Here is a 15897-nt window from a genome sequence, read left to right on the forward strand (position 1 = left end):
GCCCGAAACAAACGTAGGAGCGAGCGCAGCTCGCGATGCGCCGCGCGGGCGGCGCTCGATCTAACAGGCGCTGCATATCTTATGGCAACCACCTGTCAGCCCTGATGCGATCCCTGTGGGGTTCATCCCCGAAATAAACAGCGTGGTAGCACTCACCGCCAATCCGCTTTGTCAGCAAAAAACGCCCGAGCATTCGCCTCCAGGCTCTGCAGATGGTACCCGCCCTCCTGCACAATCAGGCATGGCAAGCGCAATGCGCGGATACGCTCGCCCAACACGGCAAAGCCCTCGGTCGTCACCGCCACCTTGCTCTGGGGGTCCAGCTCATAAATGTCGAAGCCCAGCGACAACACCAACACTTGCGCATCAAAATCCTTCACCGCAGCCAGTGCGATGTCCAGCCGGCTCAGGAAGTCCGCTTCGCTGGCGCCGTGGGGCATCGGCAGGTTGAGGTTGTACCCCTCCCCCTCACCACGGCCGCGCTCGTCCTCGAACCCGGCCACGCCTGGGTAGAAGTTGGTCGGGTCGCCGTGCACCGACACATACAGCACATCGCGCCGGTCGTAGAAGATTTCCTGGATGCCTTGCCCGTGGTGCATGTCGGTGTCGAGCACCGCCACCCGGCTGTAGCGGCCGCGCAAGGCCTGGGCGGCGACGGCAGCATTGTTGATGTAACAGAAGCCACCCGCCGCATCGAACCGTGCATGGTGCCCCGGTGGCCGGCACAGCGCGTAGGCCGCGGGCTCGCCCTCGGCAATGGCCTTGGCGCCAGCTACCGCGCTCTGCGCGGACCAGTAGGCCGAATGCCAGGTACGCTCGCCTACCGGGCAACTGCCATCGGCCAGGTAGCGCGCGGCCTGGGCGAGAATGCCACGCAAGGCGTTGGGCTCACGCACGAAGATATTGGACATGACCTCGTCGCCCCAGTCTTCGGGCACTTCCTTCCAGCGCGTATGGGCTTCTTCGAGGAAGGCCAGGTAGGCCTCGCCATGCACCGCCGCCAGCGGCTGCAGGCCAGCATCCTCTGGCTGGCGGATGTCGAAGCCAAGGTCCTTGGCAGCCTGCAACAGGCGCTGGGCGCGCTCCGGCACCTCTTGGGGGGTGCGCATGGCGCCACGCGAGTAGTAGCTGCGCGGGTGATGCAGCAATTGTTCAGGGTGGAAGTAGCAACGCATCAGGCTTCTCCTGGTTCGACACGGCCGGCGCGGGCCAGCACGGCATTGAGCAATACATCGGCACCCTGGCGGGCGTCGTCGGGCAGCACATCCTCGGCTTCGTTGTGGCTGAGGCCGCCGATGCAGGGAATGAACACCATCGCCGTCGGGCAATAGCGGGCCAACAGGATGGCATCGTGTCCAGCGCCACTGACGATCGACTGCTGCGCATAACCCAGGGCATCCACCGCTTGCTGAACAGCGGCCACACAGTCCACGTCGAACGGCGTGGCCGGGCTGACCCAGTGCCGCTCGATGCGCACCTGCAACCCGCGCTGGCGGGCGATGGCCTGCAGCGACAGGGTCAGGTCGCGTTCCATGGCCTCGATGGTTTCATCGCGGTGGTGGCGCAGGTCCACCGTGAATTGCAACACCCCGGGGATGGTGTTGCGTGACGACTTGGCGATGGTCAGCTCGCCGACAGTGGTCAGCGCCTCGGGGGCATAGTCTGCCGCCAGCCGCTCAAGCGCCTGAATCATCTGCGCCGCGCCGTACAAGGCGTCCTTGCGCAACGGCATCGGCGTGGTGCCGGCATGTGCGGCCATGCCTTCGACGGTCACATCCAGCCAACGAATAGCCTGGCCGCCGCTGACCACACCAATGGCCTTGGCGTTATCTTCAAGGATCGGGCCTTGCTCGATATGCGCTTCAAAATAGGCATCCACCGGCCCGCCCAGCGGCCGCTGGCCAGCGTAACCGGTACGCTGCAACGCGTCGGCGACGCTGATGCCTTGCGCATCGCGTATGGCCAAGGCTTGCTCCAGCGCCAGGGTGCCGGTGAACACGGCCGAACCGAACATCGCCGGGGTAAACCGGGCACCTTCCTCGTTGGTCCACACCGCGAGCTCCAGCGGCTTGCGGGTACTGATGCCCAGCTCGTCGAGGCGGCGCACCACCTCCAGCCCGGCCAGCACGCCATAGACACCGTCGAAACGGCCGCCCTCCGGCTGGGTATCCAGGTGGCTGCCAATCATCACCGGGGCGGCGTCGGGGTCGGTGCCAGGGCGGCGCGCGAACAGGTTGCCGATGGCATCCACGCTCAGCGTCAGGCCCGCTTCGCGGCACCAGTGGCTGAACAGCTCACGGCCAGCCTTGTCTTCGTCGCTGAGGGCCAGGCGGCAGCTGCCACCGCGTGCGGTGGCGCCGATTTCGGCCATGGCCATCAAGCTCGCCCACAGGCGTTCGCCATTGCTTTTCAACATGTGCAGGTACTCCAGAATTAATCGGTTCGCTCAGGCCAGCTCAAGCTGCTGGCTGCGCGCGTACTGGCGCGCCAGGGCAAGCACGCAGGCCAGCGAAAGGGTGGCGATCAGCGTGTAGAACACTGCCATCGGCCACCACTGCCCTGTGAAATGGTGGGCCAGCCAGGTGCCGATCAACGGGGTCAGGCCCCCGGCGATGGCGCCACACACCTGGTAGGCCAGGGATATGGCGGTATAGCGCACACGGGTGTCGAACATGCCGCTGACGTAGCCTGCGATGACCGCGTAGAACGAGGCCATGCAGGCAGCGGCCAAGGCGATGCCGAGCACGATCAAAGGGCCTTGGCCCGAGCTGACCAGGGTGAACATGGGGTAAGGCGAGGCCATGGCCAGCACGGCCACCAAGGCCAGGAAGCGAGTGGCGCCGAGCTTTTCCGACAGCCAGGCAGCCAAGGGCTGCACGCAAAACTGGATGATCGCCACGAAGAACAGGCACTCCAGGATCAGCGAGCGCTCCAGGTGCAGCTGCTGGGTGGTGTAGCTGATCATGAAGGTATTGGTGAAGTAGACCCCGGCAATGCCCAGGGTGTTGGCACCGATGCACAGCAACAGCGGGCGCCAGGCGCTGCGCAGCACCTCGAAGACCGGGGCCTGCTCCTTGCGCCGGGCCGTTTCTGCCTGCTCGCGGCTGGCGATGAACTCGGGCGACTCGTTCACCCCCAGGCGAATGGCCAGGCCGACCAACAGCAGCAAGGCGCTGGCCAGGAACGGCACGCGCCAACCCCAGCTCATCAGGTCTTCTTCCGGAAGGCGGGTGACCGCGCCAAAAGCCAGCAGTGACAGAATCAGGCCCGCCGGGCTGCCGAGTTGGGCGAACGAGGCGAAGAAGTTGCGCCGCCCCTTGGGGGCATGCTCGCCGGCCATCAGCACAGCCCCGCCCCACTCGCCGCCCACCGCAATGCCCTGGACGATGCGCAGCAGCACCAGCAGCACCGGCGCGCTGGCGCCAATTTGCGCATAGGTCGGCAACAGGCCGATGCACACCGTGACGATGCCCATCATCAGCAAGGTGATGACCAGCGATTTCTTGCGGCCGATACGGTCGCCCACATGGCCGAAGACGATTCCGCCTAGCGGCCTGGCGAAAAAGCCCACGGCGAAGGTACCAAACGCTGCCATGGTGCTGAACAGGCTGTCATCGGAGGGGAAGAACAAGGCACCGAACACCAGGGCCGCGGCGGTGGCATAGATGTAAAAGTCGTACCATTCGATCATGGTACCGATGAAAGCGGCGGCAGCGGCACGGCGTGGCTGGGCGCAAGTGGCGGGCTTCATGGGGGCTCCTTTGCTTGTTGTTCTGGCAGGAGTGACGGGAATTCACGGTCGCGCTCTGGCGGCGCTTGGCTTGCGGGCCTCGATGCCTGTGATTTATCGGGCCAGGGCTATGATTAGTCAATTTTCTATTTATTATTCCAACTATTAACCCTGCTTATCATAGAGCCTTGCTATGTCTGACCGCCTGCTCAACGACCGCCTCGACTGGAACCTGCTGCGTACCTTCCGCGTCATTGGCCAGGAACTGTCCATCAGCCGCGCCGCTGCCCGCCTGCATCTCACCCAGCCGGCAGTCAGCCAGGCCTTGAAGCGCCTGGAAGAACAGCTTGGCCGCCAACTCATCGCCCGCCGTGGGCCGCGTTTCGTGCTGACCGAAATGGGCGAACAGCTGTTCCAGCTGGCCGGCGAGGTGTACGGGCAGATGTCGCAGATCGGCAGCCTGCTGGCGCAGCCCACCGACGAACTGGTGGGCAAGGTGCGCTTGCTGATGATCAGCCGCATCGTCAGCGACCGCTTCGACGACTTCCTGGCCGACTTCCATCGCCAGCACCCACGGGTGGACCTGGAAATCGACGTGATGCGCAGCTCCGACATCGTCGCAGCCTTGCAAGAGAAAACCGCCAGCGCAGGCTTGAGCTTGAACCGGCGGGCCCAGCCCAGGCTGGAGCAACGGCTGTTCCTGCGCCAGCGTTACGCGTTTTTCTGTGGCAAGCACCATGCACTGTTCGGCCAGACCGAGGGCGACTTGCAGCGGGAGAACTTCGTCAGCTTCACCAGCGACCAGATTGGCGGCATGTTGTCGCCACTGACTATTTTCCGCGACCAGCAGGGCTTTGCCGGGCGCATCGTGGCCTCGTCACCCAGCCTTGAGGAAGTGCGCCGCCTGGTAATTGCCGGGTTTGGCATCGGCTGCCTGCCCGAGCACGTGGTAGCGCCGGATGTTGCAGCTGGGCTGCTGTGGAAGCTGCACCCGCTGGAGGGCATTGCCGATGTGGATATTCACCTGTTGTGGAACCGGGAGCAGCGCTTCAGCCGGGCCGAACAGGTGTTCATCGAGGGGCTGCAACAGCGCCTTGACTGACCTGCAGCGCCATCACCGGCGCTGCCAAGCGCGCAACGCGCCGGTGGCCCTGGCCGCCTTGTGGTGCAACTTGGATCCGATCAGGGGAAAGGGTATGCTGATATATAGCTAAATGCCATCACCTAGGCCGGCGCGATGCCTGCCTTCAAGGACGAACCCTTTGCCCAGCCACCCTACCCGCCATACCATTGCCCGCCAGTGGCAATTGCTCAAGCTGCTGCCAGGGCGCCACCCGGGCGTGAGCTCCACCCACTTGCAACGTGCCCTGAGCAGCGTGGGCCACACCACCAGCAAGCGTACCGTAGAGCGCGACCTGGTCGAACTGGCCGCCCTGTTCCCGCTGCAATGCAACAGCAAGGGCATGCCCTATGGCTGGTACTGGCAACCGGGCCTGAGCCTGGAGCAAGCGCACCAGTTGCAACCCGACGTGCTATGCCCGGCGGCCCAGGTGGAGCTGCGCGCCTGGGTCGATGACGCCCTTGCCCGGCGCCTGGAGCAGGCGCCGCTGTCGGCCGACATGCAACTGACCGCGCAAGCCGACGGTGGCGCTGTGCTGGTGGCCACGGTAGACGACAACCGAGCGCTGATGAGCTGGCTGCTGTCCCAGGCCGGCGCTATCCGCGTGCAGGCCCCCAAGGCGCTGCGCCTGGCCCTGCTGGCGCAATTGCGCCAGAGCCTGGCCCTGCACGAAGCGGGTGGTTGAAACCGTTGGCGGGCGCTACTGGCGCAGCCGCTCCAGCGCCTGCAGCACGAACGCGGTAGCGCGCTCCACCTGCCCTTCCCGGCAGGCGATACCCAACTGCCGCCACAGCCCGGGCCGCAGCGGCCGGTGGGCAATGCGCTGATCAAGCTCGGCGGCCTCCCCCTCCTGCGGCAGCAATGTCGCGCCATACCCGGCACCGACCAGCTTCTTGATGGCATCGTTGTAGTTCAGCTCGATACGCGGCTCGGGGTGCAACCCCGCCGCCGCAAACCACTCGTTAGTCACCCGCGACAGCTGGGTACTGCTGTCATTCAGGATCAACGCCCGTTGCGCCAGCCAGGCCGGCGTGACCTTGGCCGGAGGCTGCCAGTCGGCCGGCACGTAGGCCAGGATCGGGTCGCGCCGCCAGGGTGTTACGGCCAGCCCCTTGACCGCCACCTGCGGCAACGCCACCAGCGCGACATCCAGGGTGCCCTCGCGCAAACGCGCCAGCGACGCTTGCGAAGTGAGCACCTGCACTTGCACATCGATCCCCGGATGCTCCACCCGCAAGGCGGCCAACGCCTGTGGCAGCAGGTGGGCGATGGCCCCGGTCGAGGCCCCCAGGCGTACCCGGCCGCTAAGGCCCTGCACCTGGCGGCGAACTTCGTCCAACGCCAGGTCCGCGTCGGCCAGCAAGCGGCGGGCGCGGGCCAGCAGCGTTTCACCGATGGCCGTGGCCCGTACCTGGCCGCGGGTACGGTTGAGCAACGGGGCGCCGACGCGCGCCTCCAGCTCGGCCACGTGCAGGCTGATGGTGGGCGGCGCCAGGTTGAGCTGGCGAGCCGCCTCGGCAAATGAACCCAGGTCACTGATAACCACCAGCGTACGCAGGCGGTCGAGGCTGATTTCGCGCATGGTCGCTGCGGCTTCCTCACAAAACAAAGACTGACGGCTGAATGCCAAGGCAGCTTTCAGGGGCAGGTTCACCGCCAAAAGGCCAGCACATCGTTCAGAGAATCTGAATGCGGTGGTCATGATATTCAAATTTTCTTTATCAACGCCACCCGCGAACATAGGCCATCCCCTCCCCAACCCGGACCCCGACCATGCATACCCCTGTTGTCTTCATCGACGGCGACCAAGGCACCACCGGCCTGCAGATCCACGCTCGCCTGCAAGGCCGCAGCGACTTGCGCCTGCTGACCCTGCCCGAAGCCGAACGCAAAGACCCTCAACGGCGTGGCGAGGCGATCAACAGCGCCGACATCGCCCTGCTGTGCCTGCCCGATGCCGCCGCGCGCGAAGCGGTGGCCGCCATCCACAACCCGCAGGTGCGGGTGATCGATGCCAGCTCGGCACACCGCACCAGCCCAGGCTGGGTGTATGGCCTGCCCGAACTGGACCCGCAACAAGCCGAACGCATTGCCCAAAGCAAGCGCGTCAGCAACCCCGGCTGCTACCCCACGGGCGCCATCGCGTTGCTGCGCCCGCTGGTCAAGGCCGGCCTGCTGCCTGCCGATTACCCGCTGAACATCCACGCCATTTCCGGCTACTCCGGCGGCGGCCGCGCGGCGGTAGAACGGCATGAGCAGCCCGCTGCCGACAAAGCTCCGGCCTTGCAGCTGTACGGCCTGGACCTGGCGCACAAGCATGTGCCCGAGATCCAGCAGCACGCCGGGCTCTCGGCACGGCCCCTGTTCATGCCTGGCTACGGCGCCTACCGCCAGGGCATCGTGCTGAGCATCCCGCTGCAATTGCGCCTGCTGCCCGGGCAGGTCAGCGCCGAACAGCTGCAAGCCTGCCTGGAACAGCATTACCAGGGAGCCCGCCATGTTCAGGTAATGCCCCTGCACCAACAAGGTGGCGCGGCCAACCTCGACCCTGAAGCCCTGAACGACAGCAACGACCTGCGCCTGGCGCTGTACGCCAACCCTGAACACGGCCAGGTGCTGCTCACCGCCATCTTCGACAACCTGGGCAAAGGCGCGTCGGGCGCGGCGGTGCAAAACCTGGACTTGATGCTCGGCGCACTACAGGCACGCGGCTGATGGGTCAAAACCGGTTAGACTGTACAGCCCGCGCCCTCCCGGTGCGGGCTGTACAATCCAACCGCCGGAGCCTGCCCCCCGATGTTCATCCTGAGCCGCCTTGACAGCGTGCCGCCCGAGTCTTTCCAGAACCAGATCCGCGAGCTGGTGATTCACAACGTCGGTGAATTGAGCAGTGTCGCGATCAGTGCAGACAACCCGCTGTACCCGCTGTACCAGTACGGCGTCGGCATGGAGGTGCACCAGTACCTGCAAGCCCTGGACGGCACTCGCGGCCTGGCCGTGGCACTGACCCTGGCACTGGATGCCGAAGCGCCTGACCAGTTGCTGGGCTTTGCCTTGTCGCTACCCGCCGAGGACGATGAGCAGGCCTGTGCCCTGGCATTCATGGCCGTACGCGCCAGCCATCGCCGCCAGGGCATCGCCCGGGCGCTGCTGGGCGACCTGCAGGCGCGCCATGCCTGCGTCGAGCTGAACGCCTTCGCCAACCAGGTACCGTGGTTCGAAGCCATGGGTATGCAGGTGGTGGCCGCCAATGGTCCGCAGGTGCTGATGAGCAGCACCGGCCAGGCCAGCGGGGCACTGATCGGCCGCCTGGACATCGCTCCCATCTACCAGACCGCCGAGGTGCTGCAGATTCATACCTACCTGCTCAACCAGCAAGGCGAGGATGCGATGATCGAAGCGGAGCAGATGCGCGACGAGCGGCTGGACGCGCTGACCGCACAGGCGCAGGAGTGTGTGCGCCAGCGCCAGCACGTGCACTGATCGCACCGTCAAGCACAACGCTCAGGGCCGCACCGCTCAAGCTCGGCGCGGCCCGGCGGCTCAGCCATGCACCCAGCGCCGGTGCAGCCCGCGCGCCAGGGCATCGAGCAGAAAGCCCAGCACACCGATCAACAGCACCATGGCCATCAGCTCGGAGTACGCCAGGCGGTCGCGGGTATCGAGAATGAAATAGCCCAGCCCTGCACTGACGCCCAGCATTTCGCAGGGCACCAGCACGATCCACAGGATCCCGATGGCCAGGCGCACGCCCGTCAGCACATGGCCAATCACCCCCGGCACGATCACCTTGCACAAGGTTTCCCAGCGCGTGGCACTCAGGCTGCGGCTCAACTGCAGCCAGCGCGGGTCCAGTTGCCGCACCCCGGCGGCGGTGTTGAGCAGGATCGGCCACAACGCGGCGAACGCCAGCAAAAAGTAGATCGGCTGGTCACCCACGCCCATCAGCATCACCACCACCGGCATCCACGACAACGGCGAGATCATGCGCAGGAACTGGAATGCCGGCGTGGTCGCCGCCTCCAGGTGCCGGTAGCTACCTACCAGCAACCCCAACGGCACACCGATCAGCAACGCCAGCAACAAACCCACCAGGATGCGCTTGAGGCTGACCCAGATATGCCCGTAGACCTCGCCCTGCCCCAGCAGCTCGAGCAGGCTGGCCAACGTGGCCTGCGGTGCAAACCGGGCCGACAGGCCATCGGCCTGGCCGAACACGGCGACCCCGGCCCACCACAGTGCCAGCAAGCCCAGCAACCCGGCCAGGCCAAGCCCGGCATGTACTACGTGCGTACGCATCAGACGGCGAACTCCTCGCTGCGCTCGTAGTTGTCGGCTATGCCGAACACCGAGGGCCCGCCCACGGCGGCAATGGCGTTACGCACGAAACGGTCATCCACCAGGTCGCGGGCAGTCTGCGCCGGGTCCAGGCCGGCGAGGAACGCGTGGTCACCTTCGATCAGGGTGTGCTGCAAGCGCTTGACCAGTGCTTCGGTGTAGCTCGGGAACGGGTAAGGCTGGAAATCGATGCGCTTTTCGTCCCACTGCTGGTGGCGAATAGCGCCGCTGGCGATGTAGCCGGCACGGTCCTCGGCCGCCGGGGCAAGGACCTTGGCCAGCACCGCCGGGTCATGGGGCGTGTACTTGTTGGCGCCAGCACGCGACAGCAAGGCTGCTGCTTCAGCGCGGTGGTCGCGGGTCCAGTGCTGGGCCTTGACGATGGCATTGACCACCTTCTGCGACCACTCGGGGCGGTTGTCGAGGTCGTGTTCGTGCATGAACACCACGCAGCAGGCATGGTTGCGCCAGACATCGCCCGTGAAGCGCTGCACGCGGCCAACCTTGAGGTTCTCGGCCAGGGCGTTGAACGGCTCGGCGACGATGTAACCGGCTATGCGCTTACTGGCCAGGGCCGGTGGCATGTCGGAGGGCGGCAACACCAGCAGGTTCACTTCATTGTCTGCCAACGCCGCACTGGCCGGCTTCGACACCGGTGTCAGGCCGTTATCGTTGAGCATCTGCTGCAGCACGACGTTATGGATCGAGTACCAGAAAGGTATGGCCACGGTCTTGCCACCCAGTTGCTTCATGTCGCTGATGTCGGGGGCGACGGTCAGGCCCGAACCGCCCACGTGGTTCCACGCCACCACCTTGGCCGGCACCTTGCTGGCATAGCGCGCCCACACGGTCATCGGCGACAGCAGGTGAATCACGTTCACCTGGCCAGAGATGAACGCCTCGATCACCTGTGCCCAACTGCGCAGCAATACCGGGCGTTCGGCCTTGATACCCTCGGCTTCGAACAGGCCGTTGTTGTGCGCCACCAGCAAGGGCGTGGCGTCGGTGATCGGCAGGTAACCGATACGTACCGGCGCGTCCGGTTCGGCAGCGGCGCGGGCCTGCAGGCTCGACAGCAACGGCAGTGCACCGGCGGCGGTGAGCATGGCGCCCAGCTTGAGAAAATCACGTCGTGAAGACGAGGAACAGCAGTCATCCATGCACATGGGCAGCCTCCGAGGCCTGTGGGGTTGGGGTGGGTTCGACCGTGCGGCTTGCTCGCCGGAGCGTCTTGAGGATTTCGATGCGCAGGGCGCCCAGTTCTTCTACCCGCTGCGTGCGCGGCTGCGGCAGGCCGATGTGCCACTGGCCGAGGATGTGCGCTGGATGGTCGCCCAGCAGCAGCACACGGTCGGACAGCAACAGGGCTTCGTCGATATCGTGGGTGATCAGCACCGCTGCCGTGTTGTGGGTGGCGATCAATTGCAGCAGCAATTGCTGCATGTCGGCACGGGTGACTTCATCCAGTGCGCCGAACGGTTCGTCGAGCAACAGCACTTCGGGCTGCCGTGCCAGGCAACGGGCCAGCGCGGTCCGCTGGGCCATGCCGCCAGAGAGCTGCGCCGGGTAATGGCTGCGGGCGTGGCCCAGGCCCACGGCGGCGATAGCGTGGTCGATACGTGCACAGCGGTCGGCAGCCGCCAGCTTGGGCTGGCGGGCGAAGTCCAGGCCGAAGGCGACGTTTTTCTCCAGGCTCAGCCAAGGCAGCAGGCTGGGGTCCTGGAAGGCTACCGCCAGGCGCGGGTGTGGGCCCTGCAGCGGCTGGCCATGCAGCCGCACGCTGCCACCACCCGGCTGCTGCAGGCCGGCCAATACCCGCAACAGGCTGGACTTGCCAACGCCGCTGGGGCCCAGAATGCTCACCACCTCGCCGCGCCCCAGCTGCAGGTCGAACTGCGCCAGCACTTGCTGCCAGCCGCCCTCGCCCGGGTAGCCCAGGCTGATGTCACGGGCTTCGAGCAACATTGCACTCATGCCCCGCCTGCCTGGCGGTGCAGCTCGGCCCGCAGCTGCACCAGGCTGGGCGTGACGATCGGCACGAACGCCGATTCGCGCCAGCGGCGGGCAAAACCTTCGCCATACTCGCTGAGGTAGGCTTTGCCACCACTGGCCTGCAATTCCAGTTGCACCGCGTCGGCGGCGCTTTCGGCCAGGGTGATGCGCAGCTTGAACAAGGCCGCCGGTTGTTGCAGGAAGCGGCCATCGAACAAACCTTGCTTGAGTTCGCTGACGGTATTCTCCAGGCGCTCGCTGAGCACCTGGCGGGCTTCGTCCAGGAATGAGGCACGCCCCTGCAGGTGGGCCTGCACTTCGTCCAGTGCCCGGCGCGCCAGGCCAATGGCCATGCCGCACTGCAACCCCAGGAAGGCAGGGCGTACCTGCGGCAGGAACGCGCGGGCATTGTCGTGCAGCAACCAGTCACGTGCCAGCGGCACCTGGTGGAAGGCCAAGGCAGCGGTGTTGCTCGACTGCAAGCCCATCAGTTGCAAGTCGTCGGAACGTTGCAGGCCCTGGGCATCCGAAGGAATGGCCAGTACGAACGGAGCACCGCCCGCGTCGTCCTCGATGGCCGCCGCTACCACGAACCCACTCTTGCGCAGGTTGGTCACCCAGTGCAGGCGGCCCTCCAGGTGCCAGCCATCGCCCGCCGGGCGGCCGCGCACTTGCAGGGCTTCGATGCCAGAGAGGAACTTCATGGCATTGGACAGGCCGGTGGCACCGGCCAGCTCGCCGGCCAGCAGCTGTGGCAGCAAGCGCGCGCGCAGCGGCTGGTTGGGGCTTTGCAACAGGTACTCGATAAAGGCGCGCTGGCCCCAACACACGAAAGCGGCAGCCAGCGAGCGGCTGGCAATGGCAGCGATGGCCTCGACGGCGTCGGTCACCTGCCCACCCGTACCGCCCAGGGCCGAGTCGACGCCCACGCGCAGCAGTTGCGATTCGGCAATTTGCGCCAGCACGTGCTGCGGCTCGCACAGGCCCCGATCTATGGCCTCGGCATTGGCATCCAGCCACTGTCGAAATGCACAATCCTGCATGGTCTTGCTCCTTTGAGAACGCCGGGCCGCCTGGCGGCCCCTTTGCGGCACATGGCCGCTCCTACAACTACCGCTGTACCGCCGCTAGCAGGGGCAGATCATGCAGTGGGCTGCCAGCGGTACTTGCCAAGCTCGTCATTGAGCGGCGTTTGGGCGAACACATTAGCAAAGTTGCACAGGGTTGCGAGGCTCACGCCAAGAATCACTTCCAGCGCATTGCCTTCGCTGAAGCCGGCATCCCGGAATGCCTGGTAGGTGGCCTGGCTGACATTGCCGCGGGTCGCGATCACTTCGCGGGCGAAGGCGGCCAGGGCTTCGTAACGGGCATTGGGCAGCTCGCCGCGGGCCCGCAGGGCATCGACCACCTCCTGCGGCAGCTTGGCCTTGTTCAACGCCACGGCGGTGTGCCCCGCCACACAGAAATCACAGCCATGTTGGGTGGCGGCAATCAGTTGCACCACTTCGCGGTCGGCCAGGCTCAGGTCGGACTTGCCATTCAATGCCGAAACGGTCACGTAGGTTTCCAGTGCCGCTGGCGCGTTGGCCAGCACGCCGAGCAGGTTGGGGATGAAGCCCGAATTCTTCTGCGCGTTCTCAAGGAACGGGCGCGCTGCTTCCGGGGCGCTTTCCAGGGTGTGTAAGGTAATGCGCGAGGACATGGAGTGGTCTCCCTGATGGATGTCACTACAGTCTGGTGGTTATAAGAAGTACCCTCCATATTCATCAGTCGCCTTTCCTTGCTCCTGAGTCTTTGCATTAGATGATTTCGTCCGCCGCGCTCGTCGATTGGTTATTAGAAGGCCTGGAGCTGGATGCCAGCCTGTTTCATGTCGGCCGCTACTGTGGCGGCTGGCACGCCAGCACCCAGGGTATGGGCCGTGCCAGCTTCCACTTGGTGGTGCAGGGCGATTGCTGGCTGCACCTCGACGGCCAGGCGCAGCCGGTGTGCCTGAGAAAAGGCGACGCCGTGTTCCTGTTGCGCGACCTGGGTTATCGCCTGTCCAGCGACCAGGACGCGGCAGGCGCCTGTGCGCAACCGCGTCAAACCATGCAGGCGCTGGACGGCGACGCCAGCGATGGGGTCGGCCTGGTCTGTGGCTTCTTCCGTTTCCAGTCGGGTTTGTCTTCGCTGATTGTCGAGGGCCTGGCCGACTGGATCCTGCTGCGTGCCGAAGACCCCGCCGGGAGCGCGGCGGGGGCGTTGTTCGGGCTTATCCTGGACGAATGCCAACGCCAAACCGGGCCTTCGCAAACCTTTCTGGAGCGCCTGACGCACTTGCTCTTTCTGTATGCACTGCGCCAGCAAGTGCATGCCGGGCAGCCCCTGGGCGGGCTGATCGCGCTTGCTCGGCAGCCGGCGTTCGCCGGGTTGCTCGAGCAACTGATCGAGCAACCCGGCCAAGCCTGGACACTGGAGAGCATGGCGGCCTGCACCGGGTTGTCGCGCTCGGCTTTCTTCAAACGCTTCAGCGAGCTGGCCGGGCAGTCGCCAGGCCAAGTGCTGCTGGCGTTGCGCATGCGCCATGCTTGCCGGTTGCTGCAGGCGGGCAACACGGTGGAGCAAGTGGGTGCACAGGTGGGGTACCAATCGGTGGCCGCTTTTACCCGGGCCTTCGCCAAGGCAGTGGGCATACAGCCAGGGGCCTACCGGCGGGGCCACGAAGGGCGTTAAGCGGCTCTACTGCGCCGCAAGCCGGCTTGCGAGGCGCCACGTTGAAGCTGATTTCCCGGATAAAACCGACAATTTTCCTTGGGTTTATCTGCAGATCCCGTAACTTGAATGCCTGTTCAAGAATGATGGCCATATGGCATCATCACATCCAAAAACAGTAAAGAGGGTGAGACCTACAACCGACTTTGCGGTGCATCCCGAGCCTGGCGCCACTGCGTTTACACCGGTAGCCGCCTGCATTCTCGAGGCCTGCACGCCACCATCAAGGAGTACTTCATGCAGTTAAGGAATTTGAAGATCGGCATTCGCGCAGCAAGCGCATTCACCCTGCTGGGCATTCTGGTGCTGGTGATGGGCCTGATCGCACTTTACGAAACCCGGCAGATGGACACCGCCACAGACGAGATCCGCATCACCTGGATACCTGCCGTGGTGGCCCTCAGCGAAATCAGCACCGACCTCGGTCGCGCCCGGGCCGTCACCCTGCGTGCGACACTCAGCAACGATACCGGCGAACACGCCCGCGACCTTGAGATGCTACAAGGCATCAACCAACGCCTGACAACCAGCCTGAAAAACTACGACAGTACCATCGTCGAGGCCGACGATCGCGCCCTGTTCAATGCCTTCATGGCGGCTTACCAGCAGTATGCGGGCCTGCAGGCCAAGGTGCTGCAAGACGTCACAGCCAACCGCATTGCCGAAGCCGAGCAGCAAGTCAGCGGGCCATTGAGCCAGTATGCCGACAACATGATGCATGCCATGGCCGCCTTGATCGACTACAACGGCAAGGGCGCCGAGCAAGCCTCGCAGCGCAGCAGCGATGTGGCTGACGAAGCGTTCAAGGCGCTGATAGGCGCGCTGTTGGTGATTGTGCTGGCGCTTGCCGCCATCGCCACCCTGCTCACCCGCAGTATCGTGCGGCCGCTGGCCGAGGCCGTGGCCGTGGCTGAACGCGTGGCCACCGGCGACCTGACTCGCGAAATCCAGGTGGTGGGCCGCGACGAGCCGGCGTTGCTGCTGCGCGCGTTGAGCCGCATGCAGAGCAGCCTGCGCGACACCATTCGGCAGATAGCCGCCTCGTCCGACCAACTGGCCTCGGCATCCGAAGAGCTGCACACCGTCACCGAAGACACCAGCCGCGGCTTGCACCAGCAAAGTGCCGAAATCGACCAGGCGGCCACGGCCGTGAACCAGATGACCGCGGCGGTCGAAGAAGTGGCCAACAATGCGGTGAGCACCGCAGACGCCTCCAGAGGTGCCGACCAGACTACCCGCGATGGCCGCGACCGGGTCAACCAGGCGCTGGCTTCCATCCAGCACCTCGTGGCAGACGTGACCGGCACTTCCAGCGAAATCGAACAGCTGGCCAGCAATGCCAACGAGATCAGCCGGGTGCTGGATGTGATCGGTGCAATTGCCGGGCAGACCAACCTGCTGGCGCTCAACGCCGCCATCGAAGCCGCCCGCGCCGGTGAGGCAGGCCGTGGCTTTGCGGTGGTGGCGGACGAAGTTCGTGCCCTCGCCCACCGTACCCAGCAGTCGACGGCAGAAATCGAGCAGATGATTGCCGGGATCCAGAACGGCACCGAGCGCGCGGTGAGCGCGATGCACAGCAGCCAAGGGCGTGCCACGGGTACGCTGGAAGTGGCCGAGGGCGCCGGGCAGGCGCTGGAGGTGATTGCCGAAGCGATGGCCTCGATCAACCAGCGTAACCTGGTGATAGCCAGTGCCTCGGAACAACAGGCGCAGGTGGCCCGTGAGGTGGACCGCAACCTGGTGAATATCCGTGACCTGGCCATGCAGACCTCGGCGGGGGCCAACCAGACCAGTGCGGCAGCGCAGGACCTGTCGCGCCTTGCCGTGGACCTGAATGGCATGGTGGCACAGTTCAAGGTCTGATCTGAGATAGCCGGGGCTGCATCGCGGCCCATCGCAGGCAAGCCAGCTCCCACAGGGATCGCCTTAGGGCTGACAGGTGTTTGCCACAAGGTATGGCAGC

General features: G+C 65.3%; 15 protein-coding genes. 6 read left to right on the plus strand and 9 right to left on the minus strand.

All coding sequences use genetic code 11. The annotated features are described in order from the left end of the window. Window positions 1-152: 152 nt before the first annotated feature. Genes EGJ22_RS23780 through EGJ22_RS23790 form a run of 3 tightly spaced genes read right to left on the minus strand, consistent with a single transcriptional unit; the run spans window position 153 to window position 3751 of the window. Window positions 153-1175 carry a histone deacetylase family protein gene (locus EGJ22_RS23780; RefSeq protein WP_029887913.1) on the minus strand — a complete coding sequence of 341 codons (1023 nt, stop codon included), beginning with the start codon at window positions 1173-1175 and terminating at the stop codon, window positions 153-155. Continuing rightward, window positions 1175-2416, minus strand: coding sequence for a Zn-dependent hydrolase (locus EGJ22_RS23785; protein ID WP_029887914.1), 1242 nt, complete (start codon window positions 2414-2416; stop codon window positions 1175-1177). The genes EGJ22_RS23780 and EGJ22_RS23785 overlap by 1 nt, the downstream gene beginning before the upstream one ends. A gap of 30 nt (window positions 2417-2446) precedes the next feature. After that, the gene (locus EGJ22_RS23790) at window positions 2447-3751 is read right to left on the minus strand and encodes an MFS transporter (protein ID WP_029887915.1); all 1305 of its coding nucleotides are present in this window, start codon (window positions 3749-3751) and stop codon (window positions 2447-2449) included. Window positions 3752-3923: 172 nt separating this feature from the next. Here EGJ22_RS23790 and EGJ22_RS23795 point away from each other — a divergent pair, with 172 nt between their 5' ends. Then, on the plus strand, window positions 3924-4832 hold the full coding sequence (locus EGJ22_RS23795) for a LysR family transcriptional regulator (RefSeq protein ID WP_029887916.1): 909 nt from the start codon (window positions 3924-3926) through the stop codon (window positions 4830-4832). A gap of 160 nt (window positions 4833-4992) precedes the next feature. Beyond that, window positions 4993-5535, plus strand: coding sequence for a WYL domain-containing protein (locus EGJ22_RS23800; protein WP_029887917.1), 543 nt, complete (start codon window positions 4993-4995; stop codon window positions 5533-5535). 15 nt (window positions 5536-5550) lie between these two features. On the opposite strand, the gene EGJ22_RS23805 is transcribed toward EGJ22_RS23800, so the two are convergent. Beyond that, window positions 5551-6432 (minus strand): LysR family transcriptional regulator, encoded by an 882-nt coding sequence (locus EGJ22_RS23805; RefSeq protein WP_029887918.1) that lies wholly within the window; start codon window positions 6430-6432, stop codon window positions 5551-5553. A gap of 191 nt (window positions 6433-6623) precedes the next feature. On the opposite strand from EGJ22_RS23805, the gene argC reads away from it, so the two are divergent. After that, window positions 6624-7565 carry an N-acetyl-gamma-glutamyl-phosphate reductase gene (argC, locus tag EGJ22_RS23810; RefSeq protein WP_029887919.1) on the plus strand — a complete coding sequence of 314 codons (942 nt, stop codon included), beginning with the start codon at window positions 6624-6626 and terminating at the stop codon, window positions 7563-7565. 81 nt (window positions 7566-7646) lie between these two features. Further along, on the plus strand, window positions 7647-8333 hold the full coding sequence (locus EGJ22_RS23815) for a GNAT family N-acetyltransferase (protein WP_029887920.1): 687 nt from the start codon (window positions 7647-7649) through the stop codon (window positions 8331-8333). A gap of 60 nt (window positions 8334-8393) precedes the next feature. On the opposite strand, the gene EGJ22_RS23820 is transcribed toward EGJ22_RS23815, so the two are convergent. The 5 genes from EGJ22_RS23820 to EGJ22_RS23840 form a co-directional block, all read right to left on the minus strand. After that, window positions 8394-9149 carry an ABC transporter permease gene (locus EGJ22_RS23820; protein ID WP_029887921.1) on the minus strand — a complete coding sequence of 252 codons (756 nt, stop codon included), beginning with the start codon at window positions 9147-9149 and terminating at the stop codon, window positions 8394-8396. After that, window positions 9149-10354, minus strand: coding sequence for an ABC transporter substrate-binding protein (locus EGJ22_RS23825; RefSeq protein WP_029887922.1), 1206 nt, complete (start codon window positions 10352-10354; stop codon window positions 9149-9151). The genes EGJ22_RS23820 and EGJ22_RS23825 overlap by 1 nt, the downstream gene beginning before the upstream one ends. Next, complete coding sequence (locus tag EGJ22_RS23830) at window positions 10341-11162, minus strand: ABC transporter ATP-binding protein (protein ID WP_029887923.1); 822 nt, start codon at window positions 11160-11162, stop codon at window positions 10341-10343. Before EGJ22_RS23830 ends, EGJ22_RS23825 begins: the two co-directional genes overlap by 14 nt. Continuing rightward, window positions 11159-12223: an acyl-CoA dehydrogenase family protein gene (locus EGJ22_RS23835; RefSeq protein ID WP_029887924.1), complete on the minus strand. Its 1065-nt coding sequence runs from the start codon at window positions 12221-12223 to the stop codon at window positions 11159-11161. The genes EGJ22_RS23830 and EGJ22_RS23835 overlap by 4 nt, the downstream gene beginning before the upstream one ends. 98 nt (window positions 12224-12321) lie before the next feature. Then, window positions 12322-12882: a carboxymuconolactone decarboxylase family protein gene (locus EGJ22_RS23840; RefSeq protein WP_009685599.1), complete on the minus strand. Its 561-nt coding sequence runs from the start codon at window positions 12880-12882 to the stop codon at window positions 12322-12324. A gap of 101 nt (window positions 12883-12983) precedes the next feature. Between EGJ22_RS23840 and EGJ22_RS23845 the strand changes: the two genes are divergently transcribed. Together EGJ22_RS23845 and EGJ22_RS23850 are read left to right on the plus strand one after the other, a co-directional pair. Then, a complete protein-coding gene (locus EGJ22_RS23845) occupies window positions 12984-13895 on the plus strand; it encodes an AraC family transcriptional regulator (RefSeq protein ID WP_064314486.1) in 912 nt (303 codons plus the stop codon). 276 nt (window positions 13896-14171) lie between these two features. Continuing rightward, window positions 14172-15797, plus strand: coding sequence for a methyl-accepting chemotaxis protein (locus tag EGJ22_RS23850; protein ID WP_064314485.1), 1626 nt, complete (start codon window positions 14172-14174; stop codon window positions 15795-15797). Window positions 15798-15897 lie beyond the last annotated feature (100 nt).

The organism is Pseudomonas sp. p99-361, from assembly GCF_003935475.1.
Taxonomy (GTDB): domain Bacteria; phylum Pseudomonadota; class Gammaproteobacteria; order Pseudomonadales; family Pseudomonadaceae; genus Aquipseudomonas; species Aquipseudomonas juntendi.